The following is a 19,919-nucleotide window of genomic DNA, read 5'->3' on the forward strand; positions in this document are numbered from 1 at the left end:
TCAGCCCGGCGCTGCGCCGTAGACCGGCGGAACCGCGGCTTCCTGGCGCTTCTCGCTATGCTTCTTGAGCAGGTAACCACCGGCCAGCGCCGCGAGGATACCCGCAGGCCCGAGCCGGCGCGCGACCGTGGCTGCGACCACGCCGATCGCTGCGCCCTTGGCGCCGTTGCCGCCGCTGAAGCGCTCTGCGACCTGTTGTCCGGCGATTCCCGCGATCAATTTACCAAGCATCGACAGTCTCCTTTGGCAAAAAGAAGACCCGACACCCGCAGAAGTTCCCTATTCTCCGACCAGCGCGCGCACCTTGGTGAGCAAGGCGCCGATCCGTTCGGCCGCTTCGGTGAAGGTCTTGACGTCGTCGCGCTGGTTGTTGCCGCGCGCCTCCTTGGCGGCTTCGACGTAGTTTTCCATATCGACCTCGAGCGCGTCGGCGATGATTTCGGCCTCGTCCTCGGTCAGGGCAAGCTTGATGGTATTGGCCATGGGGGGAACTCCTCTAATCGACGGGCGCGATAGGCAAATCGGGACGAGCGTTCAACCTCACCCGGCGAATATCCGCATCCGGGCGAGTTCGGCGACGGGGATATCGAGACCGAAGACGTCGCGCAGCGCGGTGGCGTAATCGGCCACGTCCTCGATCGCGCGGAATTCGGTCGAGCCGGCGCGATAGATCGTCAGCCGGCGGTCGCTCATCGCGGCGAAGCCGTCCGGCAGGACACGGCTGACCACGTGCAGCGTGGTGAACCGCGTATCGGGGCGCGTCGCGGTCCAATGATTGCACTGCTCGAGATCGGCGTCCTGAACCTGCGCGAGGTCGAAGCTGTATTGCGGTTGCCAGTCCTCGTGCGGCGCGGAGCGGCCGTCTGTCGCGGCGACCGGACCCGCGCGTTCGAGCAGCCATTCGCCGGCCATGCCGTCTTCGGGACCGAGCTGGCGCAAACGATGCGACGCGCCTTCGGGCGTAAGCCCCTCGGCACCGTCGACGAGCGGCAGCGGCGGTACGAAGCTTCCGCCGAAGCCCGCATCGGCGATCACCTTGCGGCCCTCGATGTCAACGAGCAGCAGCACATGGGTGCGCGGCGGCGTAGTGCCCGCCTCCACCTGCAGCCAGACGCGCGCGAGCAGCGGGCGGTTCGGCAGGCCCGTGGCCCCGAGCATGTCGGAGAACAGGCGGTTCTGCTCGAAACAATAGCCGCCGCGCCGCGCGCCCACGAGCTTGGCGAACACGCTGCCGCCGTCGATGGCGATGCCGCGGCCCAGCGGAATATCGAGATTCTCGAAGGCGATCGCCTGGCGGTGCGCGGCCAGCAGGCGTTCGAGCCCCGCCTCGTCCGCAGGCGGCGCTTCGGCAAGGCCGATGCGATGGAGATAGGCGGCAAGGCGTTGATCGATCGTGCTCATGCCCTGCTTCTAAGGGCGACAGATGACATGCGCCAGACTCGACAGGACATTTTGTTCTTATTATGTTCCATTCCATGAGTCCCAAGCCCACCGTCCACGGCCGCGGCGCCCAGTCCGGCAGCGTCTCGCGCCGCTTCGGCCTGGCCGAGCGCCATGACGATGGCGACTGGCTCGACGCGCGCGAGGAGATCGACGGCCCCGGCCCCAAACTGCGCACGATTGTGACCGAGGAGCGCCCCAAGACGATCGTCAGCTTCAACCAGTCGCCCGACATCGTCTTCGACCGCTCGATCAACGCCTATCGCGGCTGCGAGCACGGCTGCATCTACTGCTTCGCGCGGCCAACCCACGCCTATCACGATCTTTCGCCCGGTCTCGATTTCGAGACCAAGCTCTTCGCCAAGCCCGATGCAGCGCGGCTGCTGCGCGAGACGCTGGCCAAGCCGAGCTACAAGCCCGCGCCGATCGCGATGGGAACCAATACCGATCCCTACCAGCCAATCGAGGGGCGTTACGAGATCACCCGGCAGATCCTCGAAGTCTGCCTCGAAGTGCGCCATCCGGTGACGATCACGACCAAGTCGGCGCGCGTCACGCGCGATCTCGACCTGCTCAGCGAAATGGCGAAGCTGCGGCTGGTCGCGGTCGGCATATCGGTGACGAGCCTCGATCCGCGGCTTTCGGGCCTGCTCGAACCGCGCGCCTCCGCGCCGGCCAAGCGGCTGGCCGCGCTCGGGCAACTGGCCGCGGCAGGAGTGCCCGCGCATGTCTCGATCGCGCCGGTGATCCCGTCGATCACCGACGAATTCATGGAAGCGATCCTCTCGCAGGCAGCCGAGCGCGGGGTCACTTCGGCCAGTTGGATCCTGCTGCGCCTGCCGCACGAGGTAGCGCCGCTGTTCCGCGAATGGCTCGAGGTTCATTACCCCGATCGCGCGGGCAAGGTCATGCACATCGTCCAGTCGATCCGCGGCGGGCGCGACAACGATCCTGGGTTCTTCTCGCGAATGAAGCCGCAGGGCGTCTGGGCCGATCTGTTCCGCACGCGCTTCCGCCTTGCCTGCAAACGGCTGGGGATGAACCGGGTGGCGCTGGATCTCGACGTCGGCGGCTTTCGCAAGCCGTCGGCCAACGGGCAGTTGAGCTTACTTTGACCTGACGTTCAAAAGAGTTCAGATCGAACTCGGATCGACCGGCACGATCCGCGGCGAAGCACCTTGCGGCACCGGCGCGGCCGGAGCGGACGCGGGCGGCGGGGCGATAAGGCCGGCGCAGCCTTCGCCGCTGTCGACACGCTTCACCCGCGGTTCCCTGTTCTTGCCCTGCGAGGTCCATTCGGTGCGCTGCGAGCAGACCTTGCCGTCGGTGCCGGTGGTGATCAGCGTATATTCGTAAGTGCTGCCCTTGGGCTGATCGCCGGCGATGACGAATTGCGGCGGCGCGGAAAGTGGTGCACTCGGCGCGGCATATTGCGGCGCGTACTGCGACACGCCCGGCGCGGGCGGCTGGATCATGCGGCGCGCGCGCGGGATGCCGCCATAGGCGATCGGCGTGCCCTCGGCCTCGACCGCGGCGGGGCTAGCACCCTGGACCACGGGCATGGCGACACGCACGCGCGGCTCGATATCGCCGACGTACTGGATCTCGATGTCCGAACCGTCGGGCATCTCGACGATCGTCGTGTGCCACTGCGGATCGGCGGCCTGGGCCGCGGTCGCCGAAGTCAGGATCGCGGCGCCGGCAAGGAGCGCTGCCTGGAACCTGGGCATGGTCGTTCTCCCCATCATGGTTTCCTAAATGCTACGATCCGCGCGTGAACGCCAGATGAGCCGTACATCGCGCTGTCCGGCTTTGGGACGCCCTATTGCTCCAGACGATAGTCCTTGAACCGCTCGCGCAGGTCCTTCTTGCTGATCTTGCCCGTACCCGTGTGCGGGATGTCGTCGACGAATTCGACTGCATCGGGCAGCCACCACTTGGCGACGCGCCCTGCGAGCAAGGCGCGCAATTCCTCGCCGGTGACCTCCATGCCCGGCTTCTTCACCACGACCAGGATCGGCCGCTCGTCCCACTTCGAATGAGGCACGCCGATCGCTGCCGCCTCGGCCACGGCCGGATGCGCGACCGCGGCGTTCTCGAGTTCGACCGAGCTGATCCACTCGCCGCCCGACTTGATCACGTCCTTGGTGCGGTCGGTCAGCTGCAGGGTGCCGTCGGGGTGGATCGTGGCGACGTCGCCCGTGTCGAACCACTGGTCGGGAGCGGGCGCGGCGTCGGCCTCTGCCTTGAAGTAGCGCTTGATCGTCCAGGGCCCGCGCACCTGCAGCGCGCCCGAGGTAGAGCCGTCGCGCGGCAGGACCTTGCTCGGATCGTCGAGATCGACCGTGCGCAACTCGATGCCGAACAGCGCCTTGCCCTGCTTGGCCTTGATCGAGACCTGCTCGTCGAAGGGCAGGCTGTCGAAGTTCGCGGGTTCGAAGGCGATCGTCGCGATCGGCGAGGTCTCGGTCATCCCCCAGGCATGAGCGATGCGGATGCCTTCGCGCATCAGGCGCTCGATGATCGCACGCGGCATGGCCGAGCCGCCGGTCAGCGCCTTGGTCAGCGGCGGCAGCGGCTGGCCAGTCGCCTCGCAGTGCTGGATCACCGAGAGCCAGACCGTGGGCACACCGGCAAGGTAATTGACCTCTTCCTCGCGGATCAGCTTGCAGAGGTTCGCGGCCTCGTTGTTCGCGCAATAGACCAGCTTGGCGCCGACCGCCGCCGCCGCCCAAGGGAAGCCCCAGTTGTTGGCATGGAACATCGGCACGACCGGCAGCACGGCACAGCGCGCGTCGAGATCGAGGCACTGCGGCATCAGCGCGGCAAAGGTGTGGAGCATGTTCGAGCGATGCTCGAACAGCACGCCCTTGGGATTGCCTGTGGTGCCGCTGGTGTAGCAGAGCATCACCGGATCGCGTTCACTCCCCTCGATCCATTCGGCATTGCCGTCCTCGGCGCCGATCCAGTCCTCGAAATGTGGAGCGTGGTCAGAAGAGTCGAAGCAGACGTAGTGCTCGATCGTCGTCCAGCGGTCGCGCATGCGATCGACGATCGGCTGGAACGCCGCGTCGTAGATCAGCACGCGGTCCTCGGCGTGGTTGGCGATGTAGTCGAGCTGGTCGTCGAACAAGCGCGGGTTGATCGTGTGGAGCACCCCGCCCGCCCCCGTCGCGCCGTACCAGGCGACCAAGTGGCGGCCGTGGTTCATCGCCAGGGTGGCAACGCGATCGCCGGGTTTGATGCCGAGCCGCTGCAGCGCCTGGACCATCTTCAGCGCATCGCGGCGCACCGAAGCCCAGGTCGCACGGGTCTGGCTGCCATCAGCCCACTGCGTAACGATCTCGCGCTCGCCGTGCTCGCGCGCGGCGTGATCGATCAGCAGGGAGACGCGCAGCTCCCAGTCCTGCATGGCGCCCAGATTGCTCATTCGGTCCCGGTCCCCTGACAGCTCAAGCGTCGGAGACAGCTTAGCGATTCCGCGGAATCCCGCCAGCGGTGTCTTGCACCGGAAATGTTTGTTCACCGATGGCCCCAGGATTGCCGAACCCGGGAAAGCGCGTCACACCTCCGGCATGAGCCCGCTGCAGCAGACGAAGCTGTTCCTCGTCCAGCATCTCGACCTCGCGAAGGACGCGCTGCACATCTACGTGGCTTTGACCGTGTTTCTCGGAGCCTGCCTGCTGTTCCGCTGGAAGGCGGCGCAGTGGAAGCCCTGGCTGGCCGTACTGGTCGTGGCCTCGCTCGGCGAGGCCTGGGACCTGCGCGACAGCGTGACGTACCACACGCGGATCGATCTCTGGGGCAATTGGAAGGACCTGTGGAACACCATGCTGGTGCCGACGGTACTCATGCTCGCCGCGCGCCATACGCGGGTTTTCCGGCGCTAGGCTACCAGCCGCAAACTCGCCCCGCGCTCGGCCCTGAGCGAAACGTTGGCCACGCCTTCGATCTCTGCGATGCGATCGACCAGTTCGCCATCTAGCACGAAATCGCGACCCAGGCGGACCTTCTTCACCGTGTCCTCGCCGACATGCAGCGCTGCACGAACCTCACCGCGCCCCGGCGCGCCGGTAACGAGCATCATCGCCAGCTCCTGCACCGCATCGATGCTCGATACATCGAGCGAGAGCACCATCTTAGCGGCGTCGCGCACTTCGGCGAGCGGACGCGCCCCGCGCACGGTGATACGCGGCGGTTCGTCGACGCTGGGACTGTCGAGTTCGACCGTCAGCAGAACGCAAGTACCCTCGCGCCCCCATTTGACGAAGTTCTCGACCAGGGTTTCCTCGAAGCAGGCCGAGGAAAATTGGCCGGTGTTGTCCGAAAAATCGCAGCGCACGAATTCGGCGCCCTTGCGCGTGCGGCCCTTGCTCGCGCCCTCGACCATGGCCGCCATCGTCGCCTGCAAGCGTCCGCCCGCCACGCCCGAGGTCATCAGACTGGCATGGCTGCGCGAACCGTTGGCCGACGCGATCGCGCGGTATTGCTCGATGGGGTGCGCGGCGAAATAGAACCCGAAGTTCTCGCGCTCCTTGGCCATCTGGTCGGCGCGCGACCAAGCCTCGGCCTCGACCATGCGCAGCGCCTGCTCCGTGTGATCGCCGAGCAGGCTGTGCTGGTCACTGACGCGTTCGCGCGCCGAACGATCGGCCTCCATCAGCAGGGTATCGGCATTGGCCATAACCTTGGCACGGTTCGACTCAAGGCTGTCGAAGGCACCCGCGGCAGCCAGCCCTTCGAGCTGACGGCGGTTCATGGACCCCGCGGGCGCGCGGCGGAACAGGTCGTCGAGACTGACGAACTTGCCGTTCGTCTCACGCTCTTCGACGATCTGCTCCATGGCCTTTTCGCCGACGTTGCGGATGCCGGCCAGGGCATAGCGCACGGCATAGCTTTCCTCGGTCTGCTCGACGGTGAACTCGGCCTCGGAGCGGTTCATGTCCGGCCCCTCGATCGACAGACCGGCGCGGCGCATGTCGTCGACGAAGATCGCCAGCTTTTCCGACTGGTGCATGTCGAAGCACATCGAGGCCGCGTAGAATTCGTGCGGGTAGTGCGTCTTGAGCCAGGCGGTGTGATAGGCGAGCAGCGCATAGGCGGCGGCGTGCGACTTGTTGAAGCCGTAGCCGGCGAACTTGTCGATCAAGTCGAACAGTTCGTTGGCCTTCTTGGCGTCGATGTCCGAATTGGCCTTGCAGCCCTCGACGAAGCGCTGACGCTGCGCGTCCATCTCGGCCTGGACCTTCTTGCCCATGGCGCGGCGCAAGAGGTCGGCGTCGCCGAGCGAATAGCCCGCCAGGATCTGCGCGGCCTGCATCACCTGTTCCTGGTAGACGAAGATGCCGTAGGTTTCGGACAGGATGCCCGCGAGTTTCTCGTGCGGGTACTCGATCGATTCGAGCCCGTTCTTGCGCCGGCCGAACAGCGGAATGTTGTCCATCGGGCCCGGGCGATAGAGCGAGACGAGCGCGATGATGTCGCCGAAGTTGGTTGGCTTCACCGCCGCCAGCGTGCGCCGCATGCCTTCGGATTCGAGCTGGAACACGCCGACCGTGTCGCCGCGCTGGAGCAGCTCGTAGACCATGGCATCGTCCCACGGCAGCGTCGCCAGGTCGATCGTGATCGAACGCCGCTGCAACAGATCGGTGGCCTTGCGCAGCACCGACAGCGTCTTGAGGCCGAGGAAGTCGAACTTCACCAGCCCCGAGTCCTCGACATATTTCATGTCGAACTGGGTGACCGGCATGTCCGAGCGCGGATCGCGATAGAGCGGAACGAGCTGGGCCAGCGGACGATCGCCGATGACCACGCCGGCGGCGTGAGTCGACGAATTGCGCGGCAGGCCCTCGAGCTGGATCGCCAGATCGATCAGCCGGCGGACTTCATCGTCGTTGTCGTATTCGCGCTTGAACTCGGCGACGCCGTTGAGAGCGCGTGGCAGCGGCCAGGGGTCGGTCGGATGGTTGGGCACCATCTTGCAGAGGCGGTCGACCTGGCCATAGCTCATCTGCAGGATGCGGCCGCAGTCGCGCAGCACGGCGCGGGCCTTCATCTTGCCGAAGGTGATGATCTGGGCGACGTGGTCGTGGCCGTACTTCGACTGGACGTAGCGGATCACCTCGCCGCGGCGGGTTTCGCAGAAGTCGATGTCGAAATCGGGCATCGAGACGCGTTCGGGATTGAGGAAGCGCTCGAACAGCAGGCCCAGCCGCAGCGGGTCGAGGTCGGTGATGGTCAGCGCCCAGGCGACCACCGAGCCCGCGCCCGAACCACGCCCCGGCCCCACCGGAATGCCGTTGTCCTTGGCCCACTTGATGAAGTCGGCAACGATCAGGAAGTAGCCGCCGAAACCCATGCGGTTGATGATCGAGATCTCGAACTCGACGCGGGCCTTGTAGCTCTGGACCTCTTCCCACAGCCCTTCGGCCTCGAGCTTCTCGTAGCGGCATTCGGCCAGTTCGGGCGCGGCGGTCAGCGCTTCGTGGAGTTCGTCCCAAACGTGCTCGGGGTAATAGAGCTTGAGCCGCTCGACCAGGCCCGTCCGTGAATCCGCAGCCATGACTCGCGCCTCGCCTTCCTTGTCGCCGGCGAGGCTCGGCAGGATCGGCTTGCGCTTGGGCGGCGAGAAAGCGCAGCGCTGCGCGACGACGAGCGTATTGGCCATGCTTTCGGGAAGATCGGCGAAGGATTCGGCCATCGTGTCCGCGGGCTTGACCCAGGCTTCAGGGCTCGACCGCGGCCGCTCGGGCGCATCGATGTGAGTGGAATTGGCGATGCACAGCGCCGCATCGTGCGCCGGGTGGAAGCCGGGCTCGGCATATTGCGCGGGATTTGTGGCGACGAGCGGCAGGTTCCGCGCATAGGCGAGGTCGATCAGTCCGTCTTCCGAGGCGTCCTCCGACGCATCGCCGCGGCGGGCGATCTCGATATAGAGGCGGTCGCCGAACAGCGCCTGGAGCCGATCGCAATAGGCTTCGGCACCGTCGGGCTTGTTGTCGGCATGGAGCCGCGCCAGCGCGCCTTCGCCCGCGCCGGTCAGCGCGATCAGACCGTCGCTGTGACCTTGGAGATCCGACAGAAGGACATGCGGATCGAACTCGGCCGGGCGATCGAGATGCGCCCGGCTTACCAGGTGGCAGAGGTTGTCCCAGCCGGTCTCGTTCTGGGCATAGAGCGCCAGCCAGTCGATCGTACCGCCACCCGGCAGGTCCACCGGACGCGCGACGGCCAGAAAGGTGCCGATGACCGGCTGGACGCCCACGTCGTTGCAGGCTCCGGCAAAGGCGGTCGAAGCATAGAGGCCGTTACGATCGGCAATGCCGATCGCCGGAAAGCCACGCTCCTTGGCCAGCTTGGCGATCGCCTTCGGCTCGATCGCGCCGTCGAGCATCGTGTAACTGGAAAAGACCCGCAGGGGCACGAAGGGAGCGTAGGCCATGGCCCTCAGATTAGGGACGAGCCACCCCAAGTATCAAGCAGGCACCTGCAGGTCCTTGGGGAAATGTCGCCTGCAAGCTTGCAAAATTGCACAGATATGCTCCTATCGAGGCCGCGAGAGGTTGAGGGGAAGGCGCTTTATGGTCGATCTGTCTGGTGCAGACTTGTCCGGGGTCGATCGGCCACCGTCGCTGGTGGATCGTGCCAAGGCGATCATCCTGACGCCCAAGGACGAATGGCTGAAGATCGGCCGCGAGCCGACCTCGCAGGGCGATATCCTCAAAAGCTACGTCCTGCCGCTCGCGGCGATCGGTCCGGTAGCCTCGCTGATCGGCGGTCAGGTCTTCGGCTATGGCGCCTTCGGCGTCTCCTTCCGGCCTTCGCTCGTCGGCGCCATCGTCAGCGCGCTGATCCAGTATGGCGTGGTCATCGCCGGCGTTTTTCTCCTGGCCTTCATCGCCGATTTCCTCGCGCCGAAGTTCAACGGCCAGAGCAATCGCCTGAACGCCTTCAAGCTCGTCGCCTATGCATCGACGGCCGCCTGGCTTTCTCAGGTGTTCGGCCTGATCCCGGCGATCGGTTTCTTCTCGATCCTCGGGCTCTACACGATCTACCTGTTCTATGTCGGCGTCGGCCCAATGATGAAGGTGCCCGAGGACAAGGCCGCGGGCTATACTGCGGTCACTTTCCTGTGTGCGCTCGTCGGCGGGTTCATCCTGTCGCTGATCATCGCGCCGATCACCCTGCTGTTCGCGGGGCTGAGCGGCGGCGCGATCACCCAATCGGACGGTGACATTTCCGGCAAGGTGACGATCCCCGGCGGCGGCTCGGTCGATCTCGACAAGATCCAGCAGGCCACGAAGCAGATGGAAGACGCCGCCAATGGCAAGTCCCCGCCGATCGCGCCCGACCGGATGAAGGCGCTGCTGCCCGAAACCATCGGCGCCTATCAGCGCTCGGCCACCGAAAGCGTCTCGGCCGGCGCGATGGGCTCCACCGCCCAGGGCACCTACACGGCCGGCGACAAGAGCTTCGTCCTCAAGATCGCAGACATGTCGGCACTCGGCGCGCTTTCGGGCCTAGGCGCCGCCATGGGCGTCGAGCAGAGCAAGGAAGACGCCGACGGCTACGAGAAGACCTATTCGGTCAATGGCCAGCTCCAGAACGAGAGCTGGAACAAGACCACCAATTCGGGCAAGTTCGGGACGACGATCAACAACCGCTTCATGATCGAGGCCGAGGGCTCGGCCGGCTCGATCGACGAGCTCAAGCAGGCAGTATCGTCGATCGACCACGACGATCTGGCGGATCTGGTCGGCTAGAACGCACTCATCGTTCGAACGCGAAGTCGGGGTTAGAGCAAAGCCTCGATATCACCCGCCAGCTTTTCGGGCTTGTCGGTAGGCGCGTAGCGGCGAACGACCTGCCCGTCGCGGCCAATGAGGAACTTGGTGAAGTTCCACTTGATCCCGCGCGTGCCAAGCACGCCCGGCGCCTCCGCCTTCAACCAGTCGTAAAGTGGTGCTGCATCCGTCCCATTGACGTCGACCTTGGCCATGAGCGGAAAGCTCACGCCGAAGTTCAGATCGCAGAAGCTGGCGATTTCGTCGGCATCGCCGGGCTCCTGGTGGCCGAACTGATTGCACGGAAACCCTATCACCTCGAAGCCTTGGTCGCGGTACTGGCGCCAGAGCGCCTCGAGCCCAGCATATTGCGGCGTGAAACCGCACTTGCTCGCCGTGTTGACGATCAACAGCACCTTCCCCGCCTTGTCGGCCAAGCTCACACGCTCGCCGTTCGGCAATGTTGCGTCGAAATCGGCGATCGTACGGGGCGGTGTCATTGATGTCCTTTATGCGCGCGGGAAATCGGCACGCCGTGACAGCGAGCGAATCTCGCCGATGCTCAGGCGATGATCACCAGCCTTTTCGATGACGTAATGGTCCTGTTCGTCGTTGGGCAGATTGACGACGAAACGGATCAGGTCGGCCAGGCTGCCGTGACGCACGGCCTTCAGATCCGAAAGCAGACCGCCGCCGTCGTTGCTCCGGTGAAGCGAAGCGTGATCCCCCCAGTCCGGGCCGGTAGCACCGTTCGGTTCAGCCTTGAAAGTGCTGGGATTGCTCATTTTCGCTCCTTTCTCCGTGTCCGCCATATTGCAGGGCGTGATCCTTAGTGAACACTTTTCCCGCACGGAGGTTTCAGCGCGAAGTCGCTATTCGAGCTTGCCCTCGTGCAACCGCACCACGCGATCCATGGCCTGAGCCAGCCGCTCGTTGTGCGTCGCGACGATCGCCGCGCTGCCCTCGCCGCGCACGAGCTTGAGGAACTCACCGAACACGCGGTCGGCAGTCGCTTCGTCGAGATTGCCTGTGGGCTCGTCGGCGAGGACCAGACCGGGCTTGTTGGCAAGCGCGCGCGCCACGGCGACGCGCTGCTGCTCGCCGCCCGAGAGCTGGCTGGGACGATGATCGAGCCGTCCTCCGAGACCGAGCGCCACGAGCAGTTCGGTCGCCCGCGCCGTCGCCTCCTCTTGCGAGCGCCCCGCGACGAGTTGCGGCAGGAGCACGTTCTCGATTGCGTTGAAATCGGGCAGCAGGTGATGAAACTGGTAGACGAAGCCCAGGTGATCGCGGCGCAAGGTCGTGCGCGCGTCGCCATCGAGCGCGGTGGCATTCACACCCGCGATCTCGATCTTGCCCTCGAAACCGCCCTCGAGCAGGCCGATCGCCTGGAGCATCGTCGATTTGCCCGAGCCCGACGGGCCGAGCAGCGCGACGATCTCGCCAGGCCGAACTTCGAGGTCGATGCCGCGCAGGACATCGATGGTAACGCCACCCTGCTCGAAGCTGCGCTTGAGCTCGGTAATGCGGACCACGGGGCTCGCAGAAGAACTATTCATAGCGCAGCACCTGCACAGGATCGGTGCTCGCCGCGCGGAAGGCCGGATAGAGCGTGGCCAGGAAGCTGAATACCAGCGCCATGACGCTGATCACGCCGATCTCCACGGGATCGGAGCGGCTCGGCAGTTCGGTGAGGAAGCGGATCGACGGATCCCACAGGTTCTGGCCCGTGACGAGTTGGACCAGGTTTACGATCGGCTGGCGGAAATAGAGGAAGACGAAGCCCAGCAGCAGTCCGGTCAGGGTGCCCAGCGCACCGATGACGAAGCCCGTGGTCACGAAAATCTTGAGCAGCGAGCGCCGCGTCGCGCCCATCGTGCGCAGGATCGCGATGTCGCGCGTCTTCGCTCGCACCAGCATGATCAGCGAGGACAGGATGTTGAACACGGCAACGAGGACGATGATCGACAGCACGACGAACATCGCCACACGCTCGACCGCGAGTGCCTCGAACAGCGAGGCGTTGATCGTTTTCCAGTCGGTCACCACGGCCTGGCCCTGGAGCCGCTCGGCCAAGGGTTTCAGAATCTCGCCGACCTTGTCGGGATCGTTGGTGGTGATCTCGATCATGCCCACCGAATCTCCGGTCAGCAGCAAGGTCTGAGCATCGGGGATCGGCATGACGACGAAGGCCTGGTCATAGTCGTAGACGCCGATCTCGAAGATCGCCGAGATCTGATAGGCCACCTGCCGCGGCACCGTGCCGAAGGGTGTCGAGCGGCCCGCCGGATTGATGATCGTGATCGTGTCGCCGATCTGCGCCCCCAGATTCTCGGCAAGCCTTGCACCGATCGCGACATTGCCCGAGCCGGGCTGCAGATCGATCAGGCGGCCGGACTTCACGTTGGGCTGGATACGGCCGATGTCCTGCGGGGTGTTGCCCCGGACGAGGATCGCCTCGACCCGGCCGTTGAACGTCGCAAGCAGCGGCTGCTCGATCAGCGGTGAGGCACGAACGACGCCCGGCGTCTTGCGCACGTCGGCAAGCACGCTCTGCCAGTTCTCCAACCGCCCGCCATAGGCATTGACGATGGCATGGCCGTTGAGCCCGACGATCTTGTCGAACAGCTCCGCGCGAAAGCCGTTCATCACGCTCATTACGATGACCAGAGCGGCAACGCCGAGCGCTACCGCGACAAGGCTGATGCCGGCGACGAGCGCGATGAAGGCCTCGCCGCGTCCGGGAAGCATGTAGCGCTTGGCGATCGTCCATTCGAAAGGGCTGAGGATCAAGCGGAGGGAGCCTGTCAGATAACCGGTATGGGTTGGCCGGCGGTTTAGGGTGAGCCGTAGGGACTTGGCAAGCACCGTGACGGCGCCTTGCTTAACCTGCGCGAAACCAATTCGCTTGGGGCCTGCTGAACCATGCTCCTTGGTCCCTCGTTAGAAACCCGCGGCTAGGTAGGATGCAACGATCATGAAGGGATCTGACGCGTGTTTGTTACCAGAAGCAGCAATGGACCGCTCGTCGCCGAGCGCCGCACTCCGGTCGCACCCAAACCGCCCGAGCCGGCCAAGCCGCTTTCGCAGCAGCCCGAAGTGCGCTTCGTCGCCCCCGAGCGCACCGCGCCGCCGCGCGTGGTGGTAGAAGCCGGAGCGCTCAGCGCCGTCCAGCACAGCGCCAACAAGGTCTACGGGATGGTCTCGAAGTTCACCTGACCGGCCACTTCGCCGAACGGCAAAACGCCCCTGCGCGAGGCGCCGGAACGGCACATGAATATCTCAAACCGGGGAGTTCGGCGGACAGCCTGCCGCGCCGCCCTTGCTTTCGCGACCGACAAGGCCCAAATGCGCGGCCTGTAGGGCGCGCAGGCCGGACGATTCTATGAACTTTACCAATCCCTTCCTTGATCGCGATGGTGACAAACTTCGCGAGGAATGCGGCGTTTTTGGCGTTATCGGCGCCAAAGACGCAGCCGCTATGACCGCATTGGGGCTCCACGCCCTCCAGCATCGCGGTCAAGAGGCCGTCGGCATGACCAGCTTCGACGGCAGCGAGTTCTACTCGCACCGTGGCATCGGCCACGTCGCTCAGGTGTTCAACAGCGCCGAGCGGCTCGCGGAACTGCCAGGCGCGATGGCCTCTGGCCACGTCCGCTACTCGACGACGGGCGGCTCTGGCCTGCGCAACATCCAACCGCTGTTCGCCGATCTCGCCTCGGGCGGGTTCTCGATCGCGCACAACGGCAACATCTCGAACGCGATGCACCTCAAGCGCGATCTCGTGCAGAAGGGCGCGATCTTCCAGTCGACCTCGGACACCGAGGTCATCATCCACCTCGTCGCCACGAGCCGCTATCCGACCTTGCTCGATCGCTTCGTCGATGCGCTGCGCATGGTCGAAGGCGCCTATTCGCTGATCTGCATGACCAGCGAAGGCATGATCGCCTGCCGCGATCCGCTGGGCATCCGCCCGCTGGTCATGGGCCGCATCGGCGATGCCATCGTCTTCGCCAGCGAGAGCGTCGCGCTCGACGTCGTCGGGGCCGAACTGATCCGCCAGATCGAGCCGGGCGAACTCGTCCAGGTCGATCACAAGGGCATCATCTCGAGCCATCGTCCCTTCGGCAATTTCAACGCACGCCCCTGCATCTTCGAGCACGTCTACTTCAGCCGTCCGGACTCGGTGCTCGACGGGCAGTCGGTCTACGGCGTGCGCAAGCAGATCGGCGTCGAACTCGCCAAGGAATCGCTGGCCGACGCGGACCTCGTGATCCCCGTGCCCGACAGCGGCGTGCCTGCGGCGATCGGTTATGCCCAGCAGTCTGGCATTCCCTTCGAACTCGGCATCATCCGCTCGCACTACGTGGGCCGGACTTTCATCCAGCCGTCGGACGGCGCGCGCCATGCCGACGTCAAGCGCAAGCACAACGCCAACCGCGCGCTGGTCGAGGGCAAGCGCATCGTGTTGATCGACGATTCGATCGTGCGCGGCACCACCTCGATGAAGATCGTGCAGATGATGCGCGATGCCGGCGCCGCCGAAGTGCACATGCGCGTCGCCAGCCCGCCGACCGAGCATTCGTGCTTCTACGGCGTCGACACGCCCGAACGCTCGAAGCTGCTCGCCGCGCGGATGGACATCCAGGCCATGGCCGAATTCATCCACGCCGACAGCCTGGCCTTCGTCTCGATCGACGGCCTTTACCGTGCCGTCGGCGAAGCCGGCCGCAACAAGGGCTGCGCGCAGTATTGCGACGCCTGCTTCACCGGCGACTATCCGACCCGCCTCACCGACCTGGCCGAGCGCGATACGCCCGATCTGCTGACCCTGCCGATCAATCGCGTCGCGTAAGGGAGCTGCGACATGAGTGAAGGGCCCTTTTCCGGCCAGGTGGCGCTCGTCACCGGCGCCAGCCGCGGCATCGGCGCCGCGACCGCCGAAGCCCTGGCCAAGGCCGGTGCCCACGTCGTCCTGACCGGTCGCGACACCAAGCGGCTCGAGGAAATCGAAGAGCGAATCTTCCAGGCCGGCGGCAATGCGACGATCGCGCCGGTCGACCTGTCCGAACCCGACGGCATCGCCCGGCTCGCCACGGCGATCTCGCAGCGCTGGCAGGCACTCGACATGTTGGTGATCAACGCGGCGCTGCTGCCCGAGCTGACCTCGGTCCCCGACATCAGCCAGCGCGCGCTCAACCAGGCGCTAACGGTCAACGTTCTCGCCACGCAGTCGCTGATCGCCAATTTCGATCCGATGCTGCGACGGAGCGCCGATCCGCGCGTGATCGGCGTGACCAGTTCGGTCGGCGCCCAGCCGCGCGCGTTCTGGGGCGCCTATGGCGCAACCAAGGCTGCCTTCGACGTGCTGCTCGACTGCTACGCGCAGGAGACGCGGAACGTGTCGAAGCTGCGCGTCGCGATCGTCAACCCGGGCGCCACGCGAACGGCCATGCGTGCACGGGCCTATCCGGGCGAGGATCCGGCATCGGTGAAGGCTCCCGAGGTCGTTGCAGAAAGGCTCGTTTCCCTTTTGGCAGAACCCTTTGCCAGTGGGCATAGAGAGTCCGTTAACTAGCGAAATAAACCCCCCCGTAGCCAGACCGGCCGCATAAACGGTCGACCGACGGCGATCGACGCGCCGCGGCTAGGATTACGGAGCCCCGCGATGTCCAGTTTCGCCCCGCAGGATAGCTATGCTACCGCCGCCCAGGAGGATCGCTCCTCGCCGCGGACGCGTATTTCGATCCCCGCCTCGCTGCGCCCCTCGGGCTCGCGCGGGTTCCAGACCGTGGTGCAGGATCTGTCGCTGTCGGGCTTTTCGGCCATGGCGATCAACCGCCTGCATCCGGGCACGCTGTGCTGGCTGACGATCCAGGGCATGGAATCGATGGAAGCCCAGGTGATCTGGTGGAACAACAGCCTGGTCGGCTGCGCCTTCAACCAGCTGCTCAACCCGATCATCCACGACAATCTGCTCGAGCGCTGGCGCGGCAGCGGGATCTTCCGCTCGGTCTCGTAAGCGCTAGGCTTTCACGAGCGTGACTTGCGCGACGTCGATCGCGCCGCCGCGAAAGCCGCCTTCGCAATACATCAGGTAATACCGCCAGAGCCCCACGAAGCGCGCATCGAAACCCGCCGGCAGACGCCCTTCCTCAACCGCCAGATCGAACCTTTCGCGCCAGATCCGCAAGGTTTCGGCATAGTCGAGCGCAAAGCCTTCGCGATCGCGCCAGCTCAGCCCGCGCTCCTCGGCCAGCCGGCGAAATTCGCTCTCCCGGATCAGCATGCCGCCGGGGAAGACGTAGGTCTGGATGAAGTCGGCGCTGCGCGCATAGGCCTCGAACAATTCGTCGCGGAAGGCGATGAACTGGATTGCCGCGCGTCCGCCCGGATTGAGACAGCGCGCGACCGCATCGAGGAAATCGGGCCAGTATTCACGGCCCACCGCCTCTACCATCTCGACGCTCGCCACGGCGTCGAACTGCCCGGTGAGGTCGCGATAGTCCTGCTTGCGGAAATCGATGGGCAAGTCGCCCGCCAGGTTCCGCGCCCACGCCAGTTGCTCGTCCGACAGGCTTATCGCCGTCACCGAGACGCCGCGATCGGCAAAGTGGCGCGCCAACGCACCCCAGCCGCAGCCGATCTCGAGCACCGTCTCCGCCGTATCGATCCGCGCGGCGATGCTGGCGAGCTTGCGCTGCTGGCCGGCATCGAGCCCGTCGAGCTCGGCCTCGAACCGCGCGCTTGAATAGGACATCGTCGGATCGAGCCAGGCCGCGTAGAAATCGTTGCCGAGATCATAGTGCGCATGGATGTTGCGGAGCGCACCCGACCGCGTGTTGCGCTTGAACCCGTGCAGCAACCTTGCGACGATCCGCCAAGGCCCATGCGCGCGGGCGGCACTGCCGAGAGTCACGAGATTGTCGGTGAACAGCGCGAAGAGCTGGACGGGATCGGGACTGTCCCATTCGCCCGCCTCCCAGGCCTGATACCAGCCGACCGAGCCGCCGGTCGCCAGGCGCAGCAGGGCGCGATAGCTGTTCAGCGTGACAAGGGCCTGGAAACCGGGAGCCCGACCGCCCAGCTGTCGAGTCGAACCATCGGGCAAGGTCGCTTCGATCGCGCCGCGCTGAAGGCCCTGGTCGATGCGGTCGAGGATCCGGTGAACCCCGCCGGACCACAGACGCGCGAACCACTGGGAGCCGATGCCGATAGACCGGCCGCCCCCCACCAGTTCTGCACCCCTGACCGCTGCTTCTGCGTTCATGCGGCGAGTATGTCGCGCCTCCAGGGCTTCGGCAATCGGCGCGATGAGCCGCGCGCGAACTTTTCCTCCGCCGTCATTCGGGCTTCGAGATCGTGGTCTTCATGGCCCGATAGGCGCCGAGCGCCCGCTCGCGGGCTTCGCGGTGACCGATGATCTTCGCGGGATAGCCGCCGCGCTGCTCGTCGGGCGGATCGTGGATGTCGGCATCGGACAGATCGGCGAGTTCGGGCACCCATTCGCGGATGTAGCCGGCTGCATCGAACTTCGGCGACTGGGTCAGCGGCGCCATGATGCGGGTGAACAGGTTGGCGTCGACGCCGCTGCCCGCGACCCATTGCCAGTTGACGGCGTTGTTGGCGTAGTCGGCGTCGACCAGGGTGTCCCAGAACCAGCGCTCGCCCTCGCGCCAGTCTATGAGCAGATGTTTTATCAGGAAACTTGCCGCGATCATGCGCACGCGGTTGTGCATCCAGCCGGTCGTCCAGAGCTGGCGCATGCCGGCGTCGACGAGCGGATAGCCGGTGCGGCCCTGCTGCCAGGCCGCGAGGTCCTCCTTGCTGCGCCGCCATTTCAGGTGGCGAAAGTCGTGGCGATAGGACGCCTTGGCATAGTCCGGAAACTGCCAGATCACGGTCTGCGCATAGTCGCGCCAGAGCAGTTCGCCGCGGAAGGTGGAGACGCCCTCTCCGCGCTTGCCGGCCAGCGCGTGCCACACCTGCGTGGGCGAGATTTCGCCCCAATGCAGATGCGGCGATAGGCGCGACGTGCCCGCGATCGACGGCAGATTGCGGTCTCGCTCATAGTCCGGGGCGATGTGCAGGAACTCGTCGAGCGTATCGTGTGCGGCTGCCTCGCCGCAGACCCAGTCCTTGCGCAGGCCCGCGGCCCAGTCGGGCCTGGTCGGCAAGAGGTTCCAGTCGGCGAGTTCGTCTGACTTCGGCCAGGTCGCGGGGCTCGTCAGCGCCGGCTCGTCGAGCGGATCGCGTTCGGGCAAGCGCTGAATCGCGACCTTCGCGAAGGGCGTGTAGATCTTGTAGGGCGACCCCGATCCCGTCGTGACCGCGCCGGGCGGCAGCAGGTAGTTGCCGTCGTGGATATGGAGGTCGAGCTTCCGGGCGAGCGCTTCCTCGGCCTCGCGCCACCAGGGTTCGTGGTGGGCGATGGCGTGGACCGCCTTCGCGCCGGTCTCCTTGGCCAGCTTGACCAGCTCTGCGACGCTGTCTCCCCGGCGCAGGATCAGCTTCGAGCGATGCCGCCCCAACGAGCGCGCCAAGGCCTCGAGGCTGTGATGCAGCCACCAGCGCGAAGCGCCGCCCAGCTTGCGATCGCCCGGGATCTCATCGTCGAGCACGAAAACTGGGATCACCGGGCCTTCGCTGGCGGCGACGCTCAGCGCGGGCTGATCGGCGAGCCGCAGGTCGCGGCGTAGCCAGACAACGACGGGCGCGGTCATGGCTTGAGCTCGACCCGGAAATTTCCCGCGGCGATGCCGGAGAAGCGCTGATCGCCTAGCACGATCGTATCGCCCTGGACCTCGGCGAGCGGCATGCGCGACCAGAACAGGAAAGCCTGCGCCTCGGGGTTATGGACCACGCGCAAGGCAATGCGGGGATCCTCCATGCCGATCGGGCGGATCGGCGAGACGGCCTTCAGCGCCTGAAAAGGCACGCTATCATAGCTGCCATAGGTGCTGTCGGTGCGGACCAGAACCTCACGCCGCCAGAACGTCACCGGTGTAGGATTGGCCACGACCATGCGAGCGCCTGGCACCAGATCGCGCGCCTGCGCGGCCGCTTGGGTGCTGATTCCGAGATTGAGCGCAAGATAGGCGACGATTCCGGCGAATGCGGCCCGCGCCGGTCGCCGCCAGTCGCCGCGCGCCGCCTTGTCGCGCTTCCGCGAAAACCACACCCCGACGATCAGCATCGCCAGCAGCCAGGGATCGACGATGAACAGCGCATCGCCATAGAACCAGCGGTGCGAAAAAGGTTCCAGCAGGCGCACGCCGTAGGAGTTCATCCAGTCGAACAGCGGATGACTGAGACAGCCGATATAGGCGAGCGCCAGCAGCCAGCCCGGCCGCAGCGGCAGGCGATCGGCGGGCCGCGTTCCGCGGCGCGTCTGGCGGCGGTCGTACCAGACCATGACCGCGGTCAGCGCCAGCGGCAGGAGCAGCATGGCGATCGGCCCGTGGGTGATCCCCCGCCGCATCGCCAGGCTGACCGTGCCGAGCACGGTACAGCCGGCATCGATGTCGGGGATGTTGGCAGCGATGATCAGGGTCGGCATCGCCAGCCCGGTCTTGCGCTTGAGCCCCATCTGGCCGAGCAGCGCGCCGACGAGACTGTGCGTGACATTGTCCATGCGCACCTTGGTGCAAGTCCGCGCGAACAAAGGCAATCCCCGCTTGCAGCATCGCCTCGCCT

At 65.6% G+C, this 19,919-nt stretch carries 20 protein-coding genes; 7 read left to right on the forward strand and 13 right to left on the reverse strand.

Going from position 1 to position 19,919, the window contains the following annotated elements:
• The 3 genes from WG901_RS05815 to WG901_RS05825 are packed head-to-tail and all read right to left on the reverse strand — an operon-like array spanning position 1 to position 1,401.
• Positions 1–231 (reverse strand): hypothetical protein, encoded by a 231-nt coding sequence (locus WG901_RS05815; RefSeq protein ID WP_339586059.1) that lies wholly within the window; start codon positions 229–231, stop codon positions 1–3.
• Between the two features lie 48 nt (positions 232–279).
• Complete coding sequence (locus tag WG901_RS05820) at positions 280–483, reverse strand: hypothetical protein (RefSeq protein WP_339586060.1); 204 nt, start codon at positions 481–483, stop codon at positions 280–282.
• 57 nt (positions 484–540) lie between these two features.
• Complete coding sequence (locus tag WG901_RS05825) at positions 541–1,401, reverse strand: arylamine N-acetyltransferase family protein (protein ID WP_339586061.1); 861 nt, start codon at positions 1,399–1,401, stop codon at positions 541–543.
• A gap of 74 nt (positions 1,402–1,475) precedes the next feature.
• On the opposite strand from WG901_RS05825, the gene WG901_RS05830 reads away from it, so the two are divergent.
• Positions 1,476–2,555: a PA0069 family radical SAM protein gene (locus tag WG901_RS05830; RefSeq protein WP_339586062.1), complete on the forward strand. Its 1,080-nt coding sequence runs from the start codon at positions 1,476–1,478 to the stop codon at positions 2,553–2,555.
• An 18-nt stretch (positions 2,556–2,573) separates the two neighbouring features.
• Here the strand turns inward: WG901_RS05830 and WG901_RS05835 are convergent, their stop codons facing one another.
• Both WG901_RS05835 and WG901_RS05840 read right to left on the reverse strand, forming a co-directional pair.
• Positions 2,574–3,170, reverse strand: a complete 597-nt coding sequence (locus WG901_RS05835) for a hypothetical protein (protein WP_339586063.1) — start codon at positions 3,168–3,170, stop codon at positions 2,574–2,576.
• 92 nt (positions 3,171–3,262) lie between these two features.
• Positions 3,263–4,870: a long-chain fatty acid--CoA ligase gene (locus WG901_RS05840; RefSeq protein WP_339586064.1), complete on the reverse strand. Its 1,608-nt coding sequence runs from the start codon at positions 4,868–4,870 to the stop codon at positions 3,263–3,265.
• A 145-nt stretch (positions 4,871–5,015) separates the two neighbouring features.
• On the opposite strand from WG901_RS05840, the gene WG901_RS05845 reads away from it, so the two are divergent.
• Positions 5,016–5,330: a hypothetical protein gene (locus WG901_RS05845; protein ID WP_339586065.1), complete on the forward strand. Its 315-nt coding sequence runs from the start codon at positions 5,016–5,018 to the stop codon at positions 5,328–5,330.
• Here WG901_RS05845 and dnaE read toward each other — a convergent pair.
• Positions 5,327–8,881, reverse strand: coding sequence for a DNA polymerase III subunit alpha (gene dnaE / locus WG901_RS05850; RefSeq protein WP_339586066.1), 3,555 nt, complete (start codon positions 8,879–8,881; stop codon positions 5,327–5,329). The genes WG901_RS05845 and dnaE overlap by 4 nt on opposite strands.
• 139 nt (positions 8,882–9,020) lie before the next feature.
• On the opposite strand from dnaE, the gene WG901_RS05855 reads away from it, so the two are divergent.
• On the forward strand, positions 9,021–10,202 hold the full coding sequence (locus WG901_RS05855; RefSeq protein ID WP_339586067.1) for a Yip1 family protein: 1,182 nt from the start codon (positions 9,021–9,023) through the stop codon (positions 10,200–10,202).
• Between the two features lie 32 nt (positions 10,203–10,234).
• On the opposite strand, the gene WG901_RS05860 is transcribed toward WG901_RS05855, so the two are convergent.
• From WG901_RS05860 to WG901_RS05875, 4 genes are read right to left on the reverse strand one after another with little or no spacing between them, the layout of a single operon-like run.
• Positions 10,235–10,723, reverse strand: a complete 489-nt coding sequence (locus WG901_RS05860; protein ID WP_339586068.1) for a glutathione peroxidase — start codon at positions 10,721–10,723, stop codon at positions 10,235–10,237.
• 9 nt (positions 10,724–10,732) lie between these two features.
• The gene (locus WG901_RS05865) at positions 10,733–11,035 is read right to left on the reverse strand and encodes a hypothetical protein (RefSeq protein WP_339586069.1); all 303 of its coding nucleotides are present in this window, start codon (positions 11,033–11,035) and stop codon (positions 10,733–10,735) included.
• Between the two features lie 60 nt (positions 11,036–11,095).
• Positions 11,096–11,782, reverse strand: a complete 687-nt coding sequence (locus WG901_RS05870; RefSeq protein WP_339586070.1) for an ABC transporter ATP-binding protein — start codon at positions 11,780–11,782, stop codon at positions 11,096–11,098.
• Positions 11,775–13,016, reverse strand: a complete 1,242-nt coding sequence (locus WG901_RS05875; protein WP_339586071.1) for a lipoprotein-releasing ABC transporter permease subunit — start codon at positions 13,014–13,016, stop codon at positions 11,775–11,777. Before WG901_RS05875 ends, WG901_RS05870 begins: the two co-directional genes overlap by 8 nt.
• Before the next feature lie 201 nt (positions 13,017–13,217).
• Here WG901_RS05875 and WG901_RS05880 point away from each other — a divergent pair, with 201 nt between their 5' ends.
• From WG901_RS05880 to WG901_RS05895, 4 genes are all read left to right on the forward strand, one after another.
• A complete protein-coding gene (locus tag WG901_RS05880) occupies positions 13,218–13,442 on the forward strand; it encodes a hypothetical protein (RefSeq protein ID WP_339586072.1) in 225 nt (74 codons plus the stop codon).
• Positions 13,443–13,608: 166 nt separating this feature from the next.
• The gene (gene purF / locus WG901_RS05885) at positions 13,609–15,078 is read left to right on the forward strand and encodes an amidophosphoribosyltransferase (protein WP_339586073.1); all 1,470 of its coding nucleotides are present in this window, start codon (positions 13,609–13,611) and stop codon (positions 15,076–15,078) included.
• Between the two features lie 12 nt (positions 15,079–15,090).
• Positions 15,091–15,801 carry an SDR family NAD(P)-dependent oxidoreductase gene (locus tag WG901_RS05890; protein ID WP_339586074.1) on the forward strand — a complete coding sequence of 237 codons (711 nt, stop codon included), beginning with the start codon at positions 15,091–15,093 and terminating at the stop codon, positions 15,799–15,801.
• Positions 15,802–15,891: 90 nt separating this feature from the next.
• A complete protein-coding gene (locus WG901_RS05895) occupies positions 15,892–16,245 on the forward strand; it encodes a PilZ domain-containing protein (RefSeq protein ID WP_339586075.1) in 354 nt (117 codons plus the stop codon).
• Between the two features lie 3 nt (positions 16,246–16,248).
• On the opposite strand, the gene WG901_RS05900 is transcribed toward WG901_RS05895, so the two are convergent.
• From WG901_RS05900 to WG901_RS05910, 3 genes are all read right to left on the reverse strand, one after another.
• Positions 16,249–17,493, reverse strand: a complete 1,245-nt coding sequence (locus WG901_RS05900; RefSeq protein ID WP_339586076.1) for a cyclopropane-fatty-acyl-phospholipid synthase family protein — start codon at positions 17,491–17,493, stop codon at positions 16,249–16,251.
• A 73-nt stretch (positions 17,494–17,566) separates the two neighbouring features.
• Complete coding sequence (locus WG901_RS05905) at positions 17,567–18,946, reverse strand: cryptochrome/photolyase family protein (protein WP_339586077.1); 1,380 nt, start codon at positions 18,944–18,946, stop codon at positions 17,567–17,569.
• The gene (locus WG901_RS05910) at positions 18,943–19,857 is read right to left on the reverse strand and encodes a metal-dependent hydrolase (protein ID WP_339586078.1); all 915 of its coding nucleotides are present in this window, start codon (positions 19,855–19,857) and stop codon (positions 18,943–18,945) included. The genes WG901_RS05905 and WG901_RS05910 overlap by 4 nt, the downstream gene beginning before the upstream one ends.
• Between the last annotated feature and the right edge of the window lie 62 nt (positions 19,858–19,919).

It is taken from the genome of Novosphingobium anseongense, assembly GCF_037482895.1.
GTDB lineage: Bacteria > Pseudomonadota > Alphaproteobacteria > Sphingomonadales > Sphingomonadaceae > Novosphingobium > Novosphingobium anseongense.

Excerpts from the sequence above, each read along its gene's own strand:
- WG901_RS05815 (WP_339586059.1), bottom strand. The coding sequence starts at position 231 with ATGCTTGGTAAATTGATCGCGGGAATCGCCGGACAACAGGTCGCAGAG.
- WG901_RS05820 (WP_339586060.1), bottom strand. The coding sequence starts at position 483 with ATGGCCAATACCATCAAGCTTGCCCTGACCGAGGACGAGGCCGAAATC.
- WG901_RS05825 (WP_339586061.1), bottom strand. The coding sequence starts at position 1,401 with ATGAGCACGATCGATCAACGCCTTGCCGCCTATCTCCATCGCATCGGC.
- WG901_RS05830 (WP_339586062.1), top strand. The coding sequence starts at position 1,476 with ATGAGTCCCAAGCCCACCGTCCACGGCCGCGGCGCCCAGTCCGGCAGC.
- WG901_RS05835 (WP_339586063.1), bottom strand. The coding sequence starts at position 3,170 with ATGCCCAGGTTCCAGGCAGCGCTCCTTGCCGGCGCCGCGATCCTGACT.
- WG901_RS05840 (WP_339586064.1), bottom strand. The coding sequence starts at position 4,870 with ATGAGCAATCTGGGCGCCATGCAGGACTGGGAGCTGCGCGTCTCCCTG.
- WG901_RS05845 (WP_339586065.1), top strand. The coding sequence starts at position 5,016 with ATGAGCCCGCTGCAGCAGACGAAGCTGTTCCTCGTCCAGCATCTCGAC.
- dnaE (WP_339586066.1), bottom strand. The coding sequence starts at position 8,881 with ATGGCCTACGCTCCCTTCGTGCCCCTGCGGGTCTTTTCCAGTTACACG.
- WG901_RS05855 (WP_339586067.1), top strand. The coding sequence starts at position 9,021 with ATGGTCGATCTGTCTGGTGCAGACTTGTCCGGGGTCGATCGGCCACCG.
- WG901_RS05860 (WP_339586068.1), bottom strand. The coding sequence starts at position 10,723 with ATGACACCGCCCCGTACGATCGCCGATTTCGACGCAACATTGCCGAAC.
- WG901_RS05865 (WP_339586069.1), bottom strand. The coding sequence starts at position 11,035 with ATGGCGGACACGGAGAAAGGAGCGAAAATGAGCAATCCCAGCACTTTC.
- WG901_RS05870 (WP_339586070.1), bottom strand. The coding sequence starts at position 11,782 with ATGAATAGTTCTTCTGCGAGCCCCGTGGTCCGCATTACCGAGCTCAAG.
- purF (WP_339586073.1), top strand. The coding sequence starts at position 13,609 with ATGAACTTTACCAATCCCTTCCTTGATCGCGATGGTGACAAACTTCGC.
- WG901_RS05890 (WP_339586074.1), top strand. The coding sequence starts at position 15,091 with ATGAGTGAAGGGCCCTTTTCCGGCCAGGTGGCGCTCGTCACCGGCGCC.
- WG901_RS05895 (WP_339586075.1), top strand. The coding sequence starts at position 15,892 with ATGTCCAGTTTCGCCCCGCAGGATAGCTATGCTACCGCCGCCCAGGAG.
- WG901_RS05900 (WP_339586076.1), bottom strand. The coding sequence starts at position 17,493 with ATGAACGCAGAAGCAGCGGTCAGGGGTGCAGAACTGGTGGGGGGCGGC.
- WG901_RS05905 (WP_339586077.1), bottom strand. The coding sequence starts at position 18,946 with ATGACCGCGCCCGTCGTTGTCTGGCTACGCCGCGACCTGCGGCTCGCC.
- WG901_RS05910 (WP_339586078.1), bottom strand. The coding sequence starts at position 19,857 with ATGGACAATGTCACGCACAGTCTCGTCGGCGCGCTGCTCGGCCAGATG.